Annotated in this window: 21 protein-coding genes; all 21 read right to left on the bottom strand. The window is 45.1% G+C overall.

Translation table 11 applies throughout. From position 1 onward, the window contains the following. Positions 1 to 57: 57 nt before the first annotated feature. The 21 genes from C0Q44_RS09275 to rplR all read right to left on the bottom strand — a co-directional run bounded on the left by C0Q44_RS09275 (position 58) and on the right by rplR (position 14183). Positions 58 to 1158, bottom strand: coding sequence for an Mrp/NBP35 family ATP-binding protein (locus C0Q44_RS09275; RefSeq protein WP_105406987.1), 1101 nt, complete (start codon positions 1156 to 1158; stop codon positions 58 to 60). A 79-nt stretch (positions 1159 to 1237) separates the two neighbouring features. Further along, positions 1238 to 1993: an N-acetylmuramoyl-L-alanine amidase CwlD gene (cwlD, locus tag C0Q44_RS09270; RefSeq protein WP_105406986.1), complete on the bottom strand. Its 756-nt coding sequence runs from the start codon at positions 1991 to 1993 to the stop codon at positions 1238 to 1240. Positions 1994 to 2061: 68 nt separating this feature from the next. Continuing rightward, positions 2062 to 3231, bottom strand: coding sequence for a sulfate adenylyltransferase (gene sat, locus C0Q44_RS09265; protein WP_105406985.1), 1170 nt, complete (start codon positions 3229 to 3231; stop codon positions 2062 to 2064). Between the two features lie 24 nt (positions 3232 to 3255). Beyond that, on the bottom strand, positions 3256 to 3948 hold the full coding sequence (locus C0Q44_RS09260) for a phosphoadenylyl-sulfate reductase (RefSeq protein ID WP_105406984.1): 693 nt from the start codon (positions 3946 to 3948) through the stop codon (positions 3256 to 3258). Positions 3949 to 4741: 793 nt separating this feature from the next. After that, entirely contained in the window at positions 4742 to 5134 is a 393-nt protein-coding gene (gene rpsI, locus C0Q44_RS09255) for a 30S ribosomal protein S9 (RefSeq protein WP_017692105.1), read from the bottom strand. 19 nt (positions 5135 to 5153) lie between these two features. Beyond that, positions 5154 to 5591, bottom strand: a complete 438-nt coding sequence (rplM, locus tag C0Q44_RS09250; RefSeq protein ID WP_105406983.1) for a 50S ribosomal protein L13 — start codon at positions 5589 to 5591, stop codon at positions 5154 to 5156. Between the two features lie 205 nt (positions 5592 to 5796). After that, positions 5797 to 6570, bottom strand: coding sequence for a tRNA pseudouridine(38-40) synthase TruA (gene truA, locus C0Q44_RS09245; protein WP_105406982.1), 774 nt, complete (start codon positions 6568 to 6570; stop codon positions 5797 to 5799). A 159-nt stretch (positions 6571 to 6729) separates the two neighbouring features. Further along, entirely contained in the window at positions 6730 to 7095 is a 366-nt protein-coding gene (rplQ, locus tag C0Q44_RS09240; RefSeq protein ID WP_105406981.1) for a 50S ribosomal protein L17, read from the bottom strand. Positions 7096 to 7129: 34 nt separating this feature from the next. Continuing rightward, positions 7130 to 8074 carry a DNA-directed RNA polymerase subunit alpha gene (locus C0Q44_RS09235; RefSeq protein WP_017692101.1) on the bottom strand — a complete coding sequence of 315 codons (945 nt, stop codon included), beginning with the start codon at positions 8072 to 8074 and terminating at the stop codon, positions 7130 to 7132. Between the two features lie 136 nt (positions 8075 to 8210). Then, on the bottom strand, positions 8211 to 8606 hold the full coding sequence (gene rpsK / locus C0Q44_RS09230; RefSeq protein WP_017692100.1) for a 30S ribosomal protein S11: 396 nt from the start codon (positions 8604 to 8606) through the stop codon (positions 8211 to 8213). A 19-nt stretch (positions 8607 to 8625) separates the two neighbouring features. After that, positions 8626 to 8994, bottom strand: a complete 369-nt coding sequence (gene rpsM / locus C0Q44_RS09225; protein WP_017692099.1) for a 30S ribosomal protein S13 — start codon at positions 8992 to 8994, stop codon at positions 8626 to 8628. A gap of 20 nt (positions 8995 to 9014) precedes the next feature. After that, complete coding sequence (rpmJ, locus tag C0Q44_RS09220) at positions 9015 to 9128, bottom strand: 50S ribosomal protein L36 (RefSeq protein ID WP_003333770.1); 114 nt, start codon at positions 9126 to 9128, stop codon at positions 9015 to 9017. Between the two features lie 152 nt (positions 9129 to 9280). Next, entirely contained in the window at positions 9281 to 9496 is a 216-nt protein-coding gene (gene infA, locus C0Q44_RS09215; protein ID WP_017692098.1) for a translation initiation factor IF-1, read from the bottom strand. A gap of 3 nt (positions 9497 to 9499) precedes the next feature. Further along, positions 9500 to 9808, bottom strand: a complete 309-nt coding sequence (locus tag C0Q44_RS09210; protein WP_105406980.1) for a KOW domain-containing RNA-binding protein — start codon at positions 9806 to 9808, stop codon at positions 9500 to 9502. Positions 9809 to 9818: 10 nt separating this feature from the next. After that, positions 9819 to 10571 carry a type I methionyl aminopeptidase gene (gene map, locus C0Q44_RS09205; RefSeq protein WP_105406979.1) on the bottom strand — a complete coding sequence of 251 codons (753 nt, stop codon included), beginning with the start codon at positions 10569 to 10571 and terminating at the stop codon, positions 9819 to 9821. Between the two features lie 3 nt (positions 10572 to 10574). Next, complete coding sequence (locus C0Q44_RS09200) at positions 10575 to 11219, bottom strand: adenylate kinase (protein ID WP_105406978.1); 645 nt, start codon at positions 11217 to 11219, stop codon at positions 10575 to 10577. 90 nt (positions 11220 to 11309) lie between these two features. Further along, complete coding sequence (secY, locus tag C0Q44_RS09195; protein WP_105406977.1) at positions 11310 to 12608, bottom strand: preprotein translocase subunit SecY; 1299 nt, start codon at positions 12606 to 12608, stop codon at positions 11310 to 11312. Continuing rightward, positions 12608 to 13048 (bottom strand): 50S ribosomal protein L15, encoded by a 441-nt coding sequence (rplO, locus tag C0Q44_RS09190; RefSeq protein ID WP_105406976.1) that lies wholly within the window; start codon positions 13046 to 13048, stop codon positions 12608 to 12610. The genes secY and rplO overlap by 1 nt, the downstream gene beginning before the upstream one ends. 43 nt (positions 13049 to 13091) lie before the next feature. Then, positions 13092 to 13277, bottom strand: coding sequence for a 50S ribosomal protein L30 (gene rpmD, locus C0Q44_RS09185; RefSeq protein WP_017692092.1), 186 nt, complete (start codon positions 13275 to 13277; stop codon positions 13092 to 13094). A 12-nt stretch (positions 13278 to 13289) separates the two neighbouring features. Beyond that, complete coding sequence (gene rpsE / locus C0Q44_RS09180; protein WP_105406975.1) at positions 13290 to 13787, bottom strand: 30S ribosomal protein S5; 498 nt, start codon at positions 13785 to 13787, stop codon at positions 13290 to 13292. Between the two features lie 27 nt (positions 13788 to 13814). Beyond that, positions 13815 to 14183, bottom strand: a complete 369-nt coding sequence (rplR, locus tag C0Q44_RS09175) for a 50S ribosomal protein L18 (RefSeq protein ID WP_105406974.1) — start codon at positions 14181 to 14183, stop codon at positions 13815 to 13817. Between the last annotated feature and the right edge of the window lie 18 nt (positions 14184 to 14201).

Genomic DNA, 14201 nt, shown 5'->3' with positions numbered 1-14201 from the left:
TGATAAGCCTGCATCCGTATGGACGCAGGCTTTATTAGTATTTAACTACGCAAACAATTAGAATTTGGATTCAATGGAGCGAGCAACTTCATCATAGATCGCCCCGATCCGGGAATCTGCTTTGTAGACCGAGGGTGAGAAATCAGGTTCGGAAGGATGATTATCCGGAGTACCTAATGGTATCTGAGCAAGCAAGCCCGTATGCAGACTTTCTGCAAGTCTTCCTCCGCCTCCACGACCAAAGACATAATCCTTCTCTCCACAACTGCCACACTCGTAGTAAGCCATATTCTCCACCACACCAAGTAACTCATGATCGGTCTGAATGGCCATTGCACCTGCACGTGCTGCGACAAAAGCTGCTGTTGCATGCGGTGTGGTAACGATGATCTCCTTGCTATGCGGTAACATCTGATGCACATCCAAAGCTACATCTCCCGTTCCTGGTGGCAAATCCAGCAACATATAATCCAGTTCGCCCCACTGAACATCAGTGAAGAATTGACGTAGCATCCGACCGAGCATGGGGCCACGCCAGATCACCGGGTTGTTCTCCCGAATAAAGAAGCCCATCGACATGACTTTGACACCGAAACGCTCAACCGGTTGAATAACTCCATCCTCCACGACTGGATATTCTTCAATTCCCATCATATCGGGTACACTGAAGCCATAGATATCAGCGTCAATCAATCCCACTTTCTTCCCTTGACGTGCCAAGGCTGCAGCCAAATTAACCGTCACTGTTGATTTACCAACCCCGCCTTTACCACTGGCGACTGCGATAAAGCGAACTCCTGATTCAGGACTTAACAGCGCATGTCCATCCAGACCTGCTGCGTGGCCTTTGACGAGTACTTCATCCGGATCTGGCTCATCCTCGGGTTGTCTCATATTCAGACTCTCACGATCATGCTCAGAAGCTGCACGCAGGCGAATATGTACATCCTTTATTCCGTGTTGGGACAACAGATTACGAGCAGCATCACTCAAAGCCGTTGTATCCTCAGATCGATTCTCCAGTGTCACCATGTTCAGAGCCACATGATTTTCCTTCACCATAACATCACGAACCCATCCCAGTTCGGTCAGACTTACTCCCAATTGCGGTTCTTGTAATGGCTGTAATAGTTCCAGTATCTGTTCTTTTGATAACATCGGACAGCACCTCAGCTTTATCTATTGGCATGTAATTAGGTATGCGGTTCCAATTATATCATTACCTTTCTTATTCTGACTAACTTTTAGGACGTTCCCCTGATGAATATCGGAGAATTCCGTTATAGATCGAAGCAGCAACCTTACGCTGATAGGCTTCGTCTGCAAGCAAACGTGCTTCTTCCGGATGAGAAAGGAAACCTACTTCTACAAGCGCTGACGGGATCTTTAGAGCCTGTAGCAGATAGACTGTATTGACCGTTTTGGCGATTCGATCTGTATTCTCCAGATTACGAATCATCTCTTGCTGTAGCAGATTGGCCAGCCCTTCGTTGTCCGGATGATTAGGTGTATAGAAAACTTGAGCTCCGCTCCATCGGTTTGAAGGAACACTGTTCATGTGAATGCTGATAAAGAGATCTGCTTGCTTATCCTCTATCCGCCGGACTCTCTGCTTCAGATCTTCAGTTTTGCGTTTGGAATACCCCCTGGTGTCTGATTCAGCCAGATCAGTGTCTATTTCTCTTGTCATAACCACCAAAGCTCCTGACTGTTGCAAATAATCCCTCACATACAAGGCGATAGCCAGATTGATATCTTTTTCAATTACCCCTTGTCTGCTCACAGCTCCTCCATCCGGTCCTCCGTGTCCTGCATCAATGGCTATGACTTTACCAGCCATCGGCAAACTCCAATAACCTGACGTCTTGGCGGAAGGCATTTCATAAGATACTACGGCCACTAACATGGCCAACAAGCAGAGGCTTAACATAACCCTTTTAATGGTCTTTAACCTGATCCAGACTACAAAGTGTTTCCCCATATTTTTACGCATAAAAAAACCACCTCGCCCCTATAAATGACTCTAATCATCTATATGGGACAAGATGGACAAATATACCGTTAGGAGCGGACTTGCTCTGCCATCCCTTCAATCAGCACCTCAGCTACCTCAGGACGTGTAAACTCAGGCGGTGGACACTGACCGTCACGCAGCAACCCACGTACCTTGGTACCCGACAGCGTCATGTGGTGCTCTTTATCATGTGGACAGGTTTTGCTGGATGCCATGTTTCCACATTTGGTACAGAAGAAACTGTGTTCGAAGAACAATGGAGTGATCCCCAGTTCATCTGCTGTAAAGTTGGAGAAAATCTCCTGTGCTTCATATGTTCCGTAATAATCACCTACACCCGCATGATCTCGCCCGACGATAAAGTGGGTACAACCGTAATTTTTGCGGACCATTGCATGAAAAATAGCCTCTCGTGGGCCGGCATATCGCATGGCTGCGGGAAACACACCTAAAAACGCACGATCCGTTGGGTAATAGTTCTCCAGCAACACCAGATAACTCTTCATGCGAACATCTGCTGGAACATCATCTGACTTCGTCTCTCCTACGAGCGGATTCAGGAAAAGTGCGTCTACAATCTCCATGGCAGTCTTCTGGATATATTCATGAGCACGATGGACCGGATTACGTGTCTGGAAACCAACTACCGTTTTCCACCCTTTCTCCTGGAAAGTCTTTCGGGTATCTGCAGGGTCATAATAGAACTCTTCAAATTTCACGGGTTTCGGACGATTTAGGACTTGGATTGGACCTCCTACGTATGTTGCAGGACGCTCCAACAGCTTTTTAACACCCGGATGCTCTGGATCATCGGTCTTGAATACACGTCGGGCTTCGTCACCCTGATTCACCTGATATATACTTTGGACTTCGAGCAATCCATAAGTTACTCCATCATGATCACCGACAAGTTTCACACGTTCACCAATCTGGAGGGATGCCGCTTGTTTATCATCAACAGCAAGTGTAATCGGTATACTCCAGACGGTTCCATCCGCGAGACGCATGCGAGACACAACCGAAAGGTAATCTTCCTCATTCAAGAAACCTTGGAGTGGCGAGAACGCTCCTACACCAATCAGATCCAAATCTGAAATTGTCCAGGTATTAATACGTAAAGAGGATAAATTCTTACTATCTTGCAATAATTGCTCCCGTTCTTCTCCTTGTACGATACGCTGTATCAACGTACCTCCATGAGGCAGAATCGATGTCATCTTGTCAGCTCCTTGTTTATTCAATTATTTATGAAGGCCACATTCCGTTTTATCATTGCCAGACCAGCGTCCAGCACGAGGGTCCTCACCAGGCATAACCTGACGCGTGCAGTACTCGCATCCAATACTCGGGTAGTTCTGATCATGAAGCGGATTGTATACCACGTTATTAGCTCGAATGTACTCCCATACATCCTCTGTCGTCCAATGTGCAATCGGATTAAACTTCATGAGTCCAAACTTGGAGTCATATTCAACCTTTTTTGAATTAGCACGAGTCGGCGCCTGATCTCTGCGTATACCTGTAATCCAAGCATCATACTGCGAAAGAATACGTGTTAATGGTTCGACTTTGCGAATGTTACAACATGCATTAGCGTCGGACTTCCACAATTCCTCACCATGCTGAACTGCCTGCTCTTCAGGAGTAATCTTGGGTGATACACGGACAAAATTAAGGTTGTAGTTCTCTTGCATCTTATCGCGTGTTTCGTATGTTTCTTTAAAATGAAAATCTGTATCCAGATAAAAAACATCCGTGGATGGGCTGATCTTCTGTAGCATATCTACAAGTACAACATCTTCTGCACCAAAACTACATGCAAAAGTGATATTTGGGAACGTTTCAATGGCATACCGAATAATATCCTCTGGACTAGCTTGTTCTAATTCCTCTGCTTTAGTCCGAGCCAATTCTTCTTTCTCCAACAAGTTCATCTTTAAATTTCCCCCATTCAGCATTCAACACATTTAAAGCCGACTAATCTAATATGAATTATGTATAGTATAAATCTTTCATCCGAGATGTCAATGCCTGCCACCTGGTAATACTAATCAGCTTTTGTCCATTTTTATGTCCTTTTCATACATGATTTTAGTACGATTTAATCAAAATTCTAATTTTCAGATAAAATCAATCACGTTCATTTGGGTCTATGGGCAGGTGCTATCAGAATCATTAACTCGTCAAACCTTTGCTGCTACCGGGTTTAAAAGCCCAAATGGTTAAGAACTGCACTGAATAACATCTTTCCTTCGGAAATATAGAATGCCAAGAACAGGTGATTTGGTTAAAAAGATTGTGATACACAGCAGAGCATAATGTAAGAAACATTTATGGATTCCATAAGAAATACTGATGACAAATGTATACTACACAGACGCATCATAAGAAAACGGGAACGGATCGAACTGTTGACTATAAGGTTTAGAAATGAGCTTGTAATTGAGCCATTAAAAAGAGAAGAATAATTATGTGTGAGATACAGAGATGTACAGGGAATTATCAAAAACGATAGGAAGGTTTAGTTGAGATGTACTAAAAGCAGATGTTAAAGGAGTATATGCAGGAGTAACTCCAAGGGAATGAAAAGCTTTAGAGGCATTTAAAAAGAATAAGTAAGTAATTAGTGAATAGTTTCATGCATGCACCGTGAAAGAATATACGATGAAATAAGTCCTGTACATACAAAAAAAACCTTTGGCCGAGGCCAAAGGCTTGCAATGCATATTAACGTTTGGAGAACTGAGGTGCGCGACGAGCCGCTTTAAGACCGTATTTTTTACGTTCTTTCATACGTGGGTCACGAGTCAGGAATCCTGCTTTTTTCAGGGATGCACGATATTCCGGATCTGCTTTGAGCAGAGCACGGGAGATACCATGACGGATCGCGCCGGCTTGACCGGAGATTCCGCCACCATGAGCGATAACAAGAACGTCATAATTGTTGAGCGTTTCTGTCAAGTTCAGTGGTTGTTTTACGATCAGTTTGAGTGTTTCCAAACCGAAGTATTCATTAATATCACGTTTATTGATGACAATGCGTCCTTCACCCGGTACAAGGCGAACACGTGCTACCGAATGTTTACGACGACCTGTCCCATAGTATTGTACTTGTGCCATGAAACTGTCCTCCTTTTAATTAACCGCGAAGTTCGTAAACTTCTGGTTTTTGTGCTGCATGTGGATGCTCAGTGCCTTTGTACGCTTTAAGTCTCAGCTTCATTTTCTCGCCCATGCGAGTTTTAGGAAGCATGCCGCGAACAGCCAATTCCAACACACGCTCAGGTTTGTTCTTGATCATCTCTTCAGCTGAAGTTACTTTCAAACCACCTGGATGCATCGAGTGACGGTAGTATTTTTTACCTTGCATTTTCTTACCAGTCAATACGATTTTCTCCGCATTGATGATAACAACGAAATCGCCAGTGTCCACATGTGGAGTGAATTGTGGCTTATGTTTGCCGCGAATCAAAGCTGCTGCTTCGCTCGCCAAACGTCCGAGGGTTTTGCCTTCAGCATCAATGATGTGCCATTGGCGCTCAACTTCGTTAGGCTTCGCCATGTACGTAGTACGCATGAAAAGTTCCTCCTTAAAATGTTCAAAATCATCATTTTCATTTATCTTCGTTCGTTAAGTTATAACTTTAGGTCTTGATGGATTGTTATTTCGATGTGAAGCTCTTAATTGGGGCTGTGGGAAAGCCATTAAGAAAACACAACTTTTATATTACATGATAGGCGATTAAATCGCAAGTGTTAATTAAGCTTTTTACTCAGCAAATTTAATCTTTTTTGTATTCAAGATCCCAGAGCATTAATCCACAGCTAACTGCAGTAGGACCTGCAGCAGAACGATGACATGCAGCAATCATATTCGGTACATCAGAGGCTTTCCGTTTGCCCTCTCCGATCTCCAGCAGTGTCCCTACAATAATACGAACCATATGCTGCAAAAAGCCGTTACCACTCACATAGATATGAATGACACCCTGATCGCGCGGATGGTCTCTGCACATTGATCGGTCCACTTCCATCCATGCTTCGTATACCGAACGTACATGATTCTCTTTCTGAGACTTGCGTGAAGCAAAGGAGGTGAAATCATACGTGCCTATAAAATGACGCAATCCCTCCTGCATCGCCATAATGTCCAGCTTCGCATGATGATGATACTGCAATCTTCTGTTGAATACATCCGGAAATTGATTTGCATTGACAGTATATCGATAGGTTTTCTTTTTCGCTGCATAGCGAGAATGAAAATCAGACGGAACCTCAATAGCATCAATCACAACAATATCGGATGGTAATCTGGAGTTGAGTGCAATACACCAACGTTCAATCGGGATCTGGGACTCCGTAGGAAAATTGAAGATTTGTCTGCGGGCGTGAACACCAGCATCCGTTCTGCCTGAACCTGTAATTTTAATAGTCTCACCGGTCAAAGCACGAATGGCATCTTCAAGATGATCCTGAATCGTATTCCCTCCCGGCTGCACTTGAAAGCCGAAATAGGCAGTGCCATCATAAGTTAACGTCATACATAAGTTCCGCATTATAAACACACCTTTGTTCCATACTATACATACCCCTATCCCGAACAGCAAAAGAAGCTCCTAACGGAGCTTCTATTACAGCACGAAATCCAAAATGAAGAGAAAAAAAGGGTTAATCCAGAATCACAGATTCTGTCCCCTTTCCTCATCTCATCTGTTTTACGCGCGGTCAACCAGTTCCAAGTAAACCATTGGCGCAGCGTCACCACGACGAGGTCCCAGCTTCAGGATACGTGTGTATCCACCTGGACGCTCAGCGTAACGAGTGGACAATTCGCTAAACAGTTTTTGGATTGCATCTTGTTCACCATCGATAGTTTCGCGACGAACATAAGCTGCCACTTGGCGACGGGCATGAAGATCTCCCTTTTTCGCTTTAGTGATAATTTTTTCAGCAATAGAACGAACCTCTTTAGCTTTCGCTTCAGTTGTCTGAATGCGTTCGTATAAGAACAGGTCGGTTACCAGGTCACGGAACAAAGCTTTACGTGCGCTGGAATTACGGCCCAACTTTTGATATGCCATTGTTTTCCCTCCTTCACTTCAAGCACTCGGCTGTTTATTCTTCTGTACGGAGTCCCAAACCAAGTTCCTCAAGCTTCTCTTGAACTTCTTCCAAAGACTTGCGTCCGAGGTTACGGACTTTCATCATGTCTTCTTCCGTTTTCGTAGTCAGCTCTTGCACAGTATTAATACCGGCACGTTTGAGGCAGTTGTAGGAACGAACAGAGAGATCCAGCTCTTCGATCGTCATTTCGAGTACTTTTTCTTTTTTGTCTTCTTCTTTTTCGACCATAATTTCAGCATCTTTCGCTTCGTCTGTTAGACCCACGAAGAGCATCAAATGCTCAGTCAAAATTTTAGCGCCAAGGCTTACAGCCTCTTCAGGACGAATACTTCCGTCAGTCCAAACTTCCAACGTGAGCTTGTCATAGTTGGTCACTTGACCGACACGCGTATTTTCCACAGCGTAGTTAACGCGGCTGATCGGGGTAAAGATGGAATCGACTGGGATGACGCCGATCGGCTGGTCATCGCGTTTATTCCGATCTGCCTGGACGTAGCCGCGACCGCGATTGGCAAAAATACGCATGTGAAGTCTCGAACCTGGTCCGAGCGTAGCAATATGCAAATCCGGATTAAGGATTTCCACATCGGAGTCAGCACGGATATCTCCAGCCGTAATTGCTCCTTCGCCTTCAGCATCAATCTCGAGCACTTTCTCCTCATCAGAATGAATTTTGAGCGACAAAGCTTTCAGGTTAAGAATAACCTCCGTAACATCTTCCATTACGCCAGGAACTGTAGCAAATTCATGCAGAACGCCATCGATTTGAACCGAAGACACTGCCGCACCCGGCAGTGACGAGAGCAAGATTCGGCGAAGCGAGTTTCCAAGCGTCGTACCGTATCCACGCTCTAGCGGTTCTACTACGAATTTCCCATAGGTGCCATCATCGTTGACGTCTACCGTCTCAATTTTCGGCTTTTCGATTTCAATCACTGCAATACCCCTCCTTCAAAACGTCGGTCCTCTATGAAACATTTACCTTCTCTTGCGAAAACATGTAGTAGTATGCCTAAACAACCATTATTAGCAGATTGTGCCGGAAATATACCACACGCAGGGGCAAATCTCATTAGACACGACGACGTTTTGGAGGACGGCATCCGTTATGCGGGACTGGAGTTACGTCTTTGATCAGGTTAACTTCAAGACCAGCAGCTTGCAAAGAGCGGATCGCTGCTTCACGGCCTGCGCCTGGTCCTTTAACCATAACCTCAACGGCTTTCATCCCATGTTCCATTGCAGCTTTGGCAGCAGTCTCAGCAGCCATTTGTGCAGCAAACGGAGTCGATTTACGGGAACCTCTAAATCCGAGACCGCCGGAGCTTGCCCACGAAATTGCGTTTCCGTGAGGATCCGTAATAGTAACGATAGTGTTATTGAAAGTGGAACGGATATGCGCCACGCCAGATTCAATATTCTTACGGTCACGACGTTTAGTACGTACGACTTTTTTCGGTTTAGCCATTTTCTCTTATCCCCCCTTATTATTTTTTCTTGTTCGCTACTGTACGACGAGGACCTTTACGAGTACGAGCATTCGTTTTCGTACGTTGTCCACGAACAGGCAGACCACGACGATGACGAACTCCACGGTAACAACCGATCTCCGTCAAACGTTTAATATTCAAAGAGATTTCTCGACGCAGGTCACCTTCTACTTTGACCTCTTTATCGATACTTTCACGCAATTTGCCGACTTCATCTTCCGTCAAATCACGAACACGAGTGTCCGGATTGATGCCTGTTGTGCTCAGAATTTTCTGGGAAGTCGTTTTACCGATTCCGAAAATATAAGTCAAGGCGATCTCAACGCGCTTATCACGTGGCAAATCCACACCAGATATACGTGCCATTTTACGCTACACCCCCTTCTTTAACCTTGTTTTTGTTTGTGTTTCGGATTTTCACAGATAACCATAACATTCCCTTTGCGGCGAATGACTTTGCACTTTTCGCAAATCGGCTTGACCGAAGGTCTTACCTTCATGTGAATTACCTCCTCAAAGTTTTGCTATGCAAAACCCTCTTCGTAAGCATTGACCTTGTTCTACTATTGTAAAACCGGCTTCGAAGCTTTCGCAAGTTTTGCCGGGCAAAACCCGCTTCATAAGCTTCACAGTTCACTGCAACTGTCTACTACTATTTACGGTAAGTTATACGACCTTTTGTTAGATCGTAAGGCGATAACTGAACAACTACTTTGTCTCCAGTCAGGATACGAATAAAGTGCATCCGTAATTTCCCGGAAACGTGAGCGAGAATTTGATGACCGTTCTCAAGCTCAACCTTGAACGTTGCATTCGGTAGCGGTTCAAGAACCGTACCTTCCACTTCAATGACATCTTCCTTGGCCATTAGTCAGTCTCCTTTCTCTTCAGCTTGAATGTTGGTGGATTCCAGAAACGAATGAACCGCATAGCGGAGCTTTCCATTTGTCACCCGACCACACTCGTTTAAACTGTTTACTACCTCGCTGCTAATCATAGGCTGGAGTTCAAGATGAAGAAGACTCTTCTTCTTGGGTTGATCAAACTTACGTTTGTCTCCATCCGCAATATATACGAACCTACTGTCCGCTATAGCAACAATTACTGCGGCTTGGTCCGCATTGCGGCCTTTACGGATCTTCACAAGTTGACCGAGCTGCGGATTAGACTGATTGTTCATGCCTTATCACCTACGCATTCAGTTTCGTGAAAATTTCCATACCATCTGGTGTAACTGCTACGGTGTGTTCAAAGTGGGCACATAACGTTCCATCAACTGTGACGACAGTCCAGTTATCTTCCAACGTTTTCACATACCGTCTACCTACGTTAACCATCGGCTCTATGGCCAGCACCATGCCCGCTTTAAGCCGTGGTCCCCGATCAGGAAGACCATAGTTCGGAATCTTTGGTTCCTCGTGCAAATCTGCGCCTATGCCGTGACCGACATATTCACGAACCACGGAGAACCCTTCATCTTCAATATATTTCTGAATCGCATGAGATATTGTAAACAAGCGAACGTCCGGTTTTACCAGCGCCAGACCTGCGTATAACGAAGCCTCGGTAACGTCCAGAAGACGACGGGCTTCTTCGGAAATACGGCCGACCGGATAAGTCCAGGCGGAATCTCCATGATACCCCTGGTACTGCGCGCCAATGTCAAACGTAACGATATCGCCCTCGTTCAACTTGCGTTTGCCGGGAAATCCATGTACCAATTCTTCATTTACTGAAGCGCACACACTGGCAGGGAAACCGTTATAACCTTTGAAAGACGGCACAGCTCCTTGACTGCGGATGTATTGATCTGCCATATGGTCAAGTTCTCCAGTCGTAATACCGGGAGCGATATGCTCTGCCAAGAGATGATGCGTTTCCGCAACAATTCTCCCTGCTTCCCTCATCAAGCCCAGTTCCGTTTCGGACTTACCAATGATCATCAATTAACCTCTCAGTAAGGACACGATTTCTTTAGAAACTTGATCGATATCCTGTTCTCCGTTCATTTCACGAAGAAGACCTTTAGTCTCATAGAACGTGAGGAGTGGTGCTGTTTTGTTGATATACTCGTCCAGTCGAGTACCTACACTCTCTTCATTATCATCAGAGCGTTGGTAAAGCTCACCGTCGCATCTATCACAGACACCTTCCTGCTTAGGCGGATTGAACACCACATGATAAGTGGAACCACAGTTCTTACAAATCCGACGACCCGTCAAACGAGCGAGGAGTTTGTTGCGATCCACTTTCAGGTTAATTACATGATCAAGACCTGAGTTCAATCGATCCAAAATGCCATCGAGCGCTTCTGCTTGAGACAGGGTTCTTGGAAATCCGTCCAAGAGAAATCCTTCTCTGCAGTCAGGCTGCTGCAAACGTTCTTCAACGATGCCAATGGTTACATCATCTGGTACAAGCAATCCTTGATCCATATATTCCTTGGCTTTCAGGCCAATGGGAGTTCCCTGTTTAATCGCCAGACGAAATGCATCGCCTGTTGAAATATGGGGAATACCGAACTCTTTCACGATGACGTCTGCTTGTGTTCCTTTTCCTGCCCCCGGAGGGCCCATGAATAGGATGTTCACGTTATGTCACTCCCTCCAAGACTACCCTACATCAACAAACAGCACAATAGGTGCCGGCAAGTAAATCTTAACTTGACCGGTACCTATTGCCTATTTATTGATAAAACCTTTGTAGTGGCGTTTGATCAATTGGCTTTCGATTTGCTTCATCGTATCCAGCGCAACACCGATAACGATCAGGAGGGATGTTCCTCCAATTTGCGCTGATTGAGGCAAACCAGAAAGTGCCCCTAAGATTACAGGCAGAACGGAAATGGCTGCCAAGAAGATGGCTCCGGCCATTGTCAAACGGGTCATGACACGGGTCAGATATTTCTCGGTTGCTTTACCCGGGCGAATGCCTGGGATATAACCGCCGTTCTTTTTCATATTATCAGCCATCTGCTGTGGATTCATCTGTACGAAAGTATAGAAGAATGTGAAACCGAAGATCATCACGACATACAACAACATTCCAAGAGGTTTGTGTGTAGTCAGATTCTGTCCGATCCATTGTGCCCATAAGCGATCTGCCCAGAAGTTGGCGATGATCGTTGGGAACATCAACAGCGATGATGCAAAGATAACAGGGATAACACCTGCTGCATTAATTTTCAGCGGGATATGTGTATTCTGTCCACCGTACATTTTGTTTCCTACGACACGTTTAGCGTACTGTACCGGAATTTTCCGAATCGCCTGCTGAATGTAAATGACCCCTATGATGATCAGCACAATAACGATTGCGATGATAACACCCTTAAGAATATTCATAAACAGTTGGTCAGGTTGAATGAAGTCGGATTCGACTGTTTGTTTGATAATATTAGGCACCGTGGATAAGATACCCGCAAAGATCAAGATCGAAATACCGTTTCCTATGCCCTTCTCGGTGATCTGCTCACCAAGCCACATCAGGAATGAAGTACCGGCCGTAAGTACAATCGCGATCAAGATATAATCTGCAAATGTTGCGTTAGGAATCATGTCTGTATTGTACAAGCGGTTGAAGCCGATTGACGTACCAAACGCTTGAATTAATGCCAGCCCAATGGTTAAATAACGGGTCAATTGTGCAGATTTCTTCTTACCTTGTTCACCTTGCTTTGCCCACTCCGCTAATTTAGGAATAACGTCCATGGAAAGCAACTGTACTATGATTGACGCAGTGATGTAAGGAACGATCCCGAGCGCAAAAATCGAGAACTGGAACAGTGCTCCACCCGAGAACGTATTGAGAAGTCCAAAAACTTCTTTACCCGCAGAATTTGTCGCTTCGAACACATCTTTGTTAACGCCCGGAACGGGGACAAAGGAGCCGATGCGGTAAATGATCAGTACAAAAAGGGTAAATAATACCCTTTTGCGCAGATCCTCAACCCGCCAGATATTCTTTAGGGTCTTGAACATTAAATCACCTCGGTTGTACCGCCGGCAGCTTCAATTTTCTCTACCGCAGATTGAGAAAATTTATTAGCTTTAACAGTCAGCTTCACAGTGACTTCACCGTTACCCAGGATTTTGATTCCGGATTTAGCGTTTTTAACTACGCCGTTCGTCATCAAAAATTCTGGAGTTACTTCAGTACCCTCAGCCAAACTGTTCAGGTCTTCAATATTCACAACTGCATATTCTTTGCGAGTTGGGTTTACGAAACCGCGTTTTGGCAATCGACGATACAATGGATTTTGTCCACCTTCGAAGCCTGGACGTACACCACCGCCAGAACGAGAGTTTTGTCCTTTGTGACCGCGACCTGATGTTTTACCTGTACCACTACTTGGACCGCGACCAACACGCTTACGCTCTTTGCGGGATCCAGGTGATGGTGAAAGCTCATGTAACTTCATCGTTCGTTGCACCTCCTTAAAGATTTGTGGGATTAACCCGTTATTAAGCTTCTACTTCTTTAACAGCTACCAAGTGGCTTACTTTGTTAATCATACCACGGATGGCAGGATTATCGTTTTGAACCACTTTGCTGTTGATTTTGCGCAAACCCAATGTTTTCACAGTTGTTCTTTGCGTCTCCGGACGTCCGATCAAGCTACGGACGAGGGTAATTTCTAATTTAGCCATGAGATTCCCTCCTTAACCCAAAAGCTCTTCGACGGATTTTCCGCGCAGTTTAGCCACGTCTTCAGCACGCTTCAAACGGGACAAACCTTCCAAAGTCGCATTGACCATGTTCATGGAATTCGAAGAACCCAGAGATTTTGTCAAAATGTCACCTACACCAGCAAGTTCAAGAACCGCACGTACAGGACCACCAGCGATAACACCAGTACCTTCAGATGCTGGTTTCAACAGAACGCGTCCTGCGCCGAACTTACCTGTTACCAAGTGAGGAATCGAAGTTCCTACGAGTGGAACGTGTATAAGGTTTTTCTTAGCGTCTTCAATACCTTTGCGAATTGCATCAGGTACTTCGCCCGCTTTACCGATACCAGCGCCAACCCAGCCGTTGCCGTCGCCGACTACAACCAGTGCGCTAAAGCTGAAACGGCGTCCGCCTTTTACTACTTTAGCTACGCGATTAATATTTACAACTCTTTCAGTCAGTTCCAAAGTATTCGGATCTACACGCAAGTCGTTAACCTCCTTTTGAAAAATATCTTAAAACTCAAGTCCTGCTTCACGAGCCGCTTCAGCCAATGCTGCGATACGACCATGGTACAGATATCCGCTACGGTCAAATACGATGTTGGAAACACCTTTATCTTTCGCACGTTTAGCAACGAGTTCGCCGACTTTACGAGCTGATTCAACAGATGCACCATTTTGAATGTCGCTGCTCAATTCTTTGTCTACGGTAGACGCGGAAGCGATTGTTACACCAGCTACATCATCGATGATTTGCGCATACATATGTTTACCAGAACGGAATACGTTCAAACGAGGACGTGCTGCCGTTCCTTGGATTTTCTTACGAACACGAAGGTGTCTTTTCAGACGAGCCTTATTTTTATCTGGTTTCGTAATCATCTCAGGGATTCACTCCTT

The sequence above is a fragment of the Paenibacillus sp. PCH8 genome, from assembly GCF_002968835.1.
Classification (GTDB): Bacteria; Bacillota; Bacilli; order Paenibacillales; family Paenibacillaceae; genus Paenibacillus.
Note: the sequence above shows the minus strand (reverse complement) of the source record. Positions and strands in the feature narration are given on the sequence as shown.

Bases quoted from the DNA above. Each gene is read 5' to 3' on its own strand.
- C0Q44_RS09275 (WP_105406987.1), bottom strand. From the start codon at position 1,158: ATGTTATCAAAAGAACAGATACTGGAACTATTACAGCCATTACAAGAA.
- cwlD (WP_105406986.1), bottom strand. From the start codon at position 1,993: ATGCGTAAAAATATGGGGAAACACTTTGTAGTCTGGATCAGGTTAAAG.
- sat (WP_105406985.1), bottom strand. From the start codon at position 3,231: ATGACATCGATTCTGCCTCATGGAGGTACGTTGATACAGCGTATCGTA.
- C0Q44_RS09260 (WP_105406984.1), bottom strand. From the start codon at position 3,948: ATGAACTTGTTGGAGAAAGAAGAATTGGCTCGGACTAAAGCAGAGGAA.
- rpsI (WP_017692105.1), bottom strand. From the start codon at position 5,134: ATGGCACAAGTACAATACTATGGGACAGGTCGTCGTAAACATTCGGTA.
- rplM (WP_105406983.1), bottom strand. From the start codon at position 5,591: ATGCGTACTACGTACATGGCGAAGCCTAACGAAGTTGAGCGCCAATGG.
- truA (WP_105406982.1), bottom strand. From the start codon at position 6,570: ATGCGGAACTTATGTATGACGTTAACTTATGATGGCACTGCCTATTTC.
- rplQ (WP_105406981.1), bottom strand. From the start codon at position 7,095: ATGGCATATCAAAAGTTGGGCCGTAATTCCAGCGCACGTAAAGCTTTG.
- rpsK (WP_017692100.1), bottom strand. From the start codon at position 8,606: ATGGCTAAACCGAAAAAAGTCGTACGTACTAAACGTCGTGACCGTAAG.
- rpsM (WP_017692099.1), bottom strand. From the start codon at position 8,994: ATGGCACGTATATCTGGTGTGGATTTGCCACGTGATAAGCGCGTTGAG.
- rpmJ (WP_003333770.1), bottom strand. From the start codon at position 9,128: ATGAAGGTAAGACCTTCGGTCAAGCCGATTTGCGAAAAGTGCAAAGTC.
- infA (WP_017692098.1), bottom strand. From the start codon at position 9,496: ATGGCCAAGGAAGATGTCATTGAAGTGGAAGGTACGGTTCTTGAACCG.
- C0Q44_RS09210 (WP_105406980.1), bottom strand. From the start codon at position 9,808: ATGAACAATCAGTCTAATCCGCAGCTCGGTCAACTTGTGAAGATCCGT.
- map (WP_105406979.1), bottom strand. From the start codon at position 10,571: ATGATCATTGGTAAGTCCGAAACGGAACTGGGCTTGATGAGGGAAGCA.
- secY (WP_105406977.1), bottom strand. From the start codon at position 12,608: ATGTTCAAGACCCTAAAGAATATCTGGCGGGTTGAGGATCTGCGCAAA.
- rplO (WP_105406976.1), bottom strand. From the start codon at position 13,048: ATGAAGTTACATGAGCTTTCACCATCACCTGGATCCCGCAAAGAGCGT.
- rpmD (WP_017692092.1), bottom strand. From the start codon at position 13,277: ATGGCTAAATTAGAAATTACCCTCGTCCGTAGCTTGATCGGACGTCCG.
- rplR (WP_105406974.1), bottom strand. From the start codon at position 14,183: ATGATTACGAAACCAGATAAAAATAAGGCTCGTCTGAAAAGACACCTT.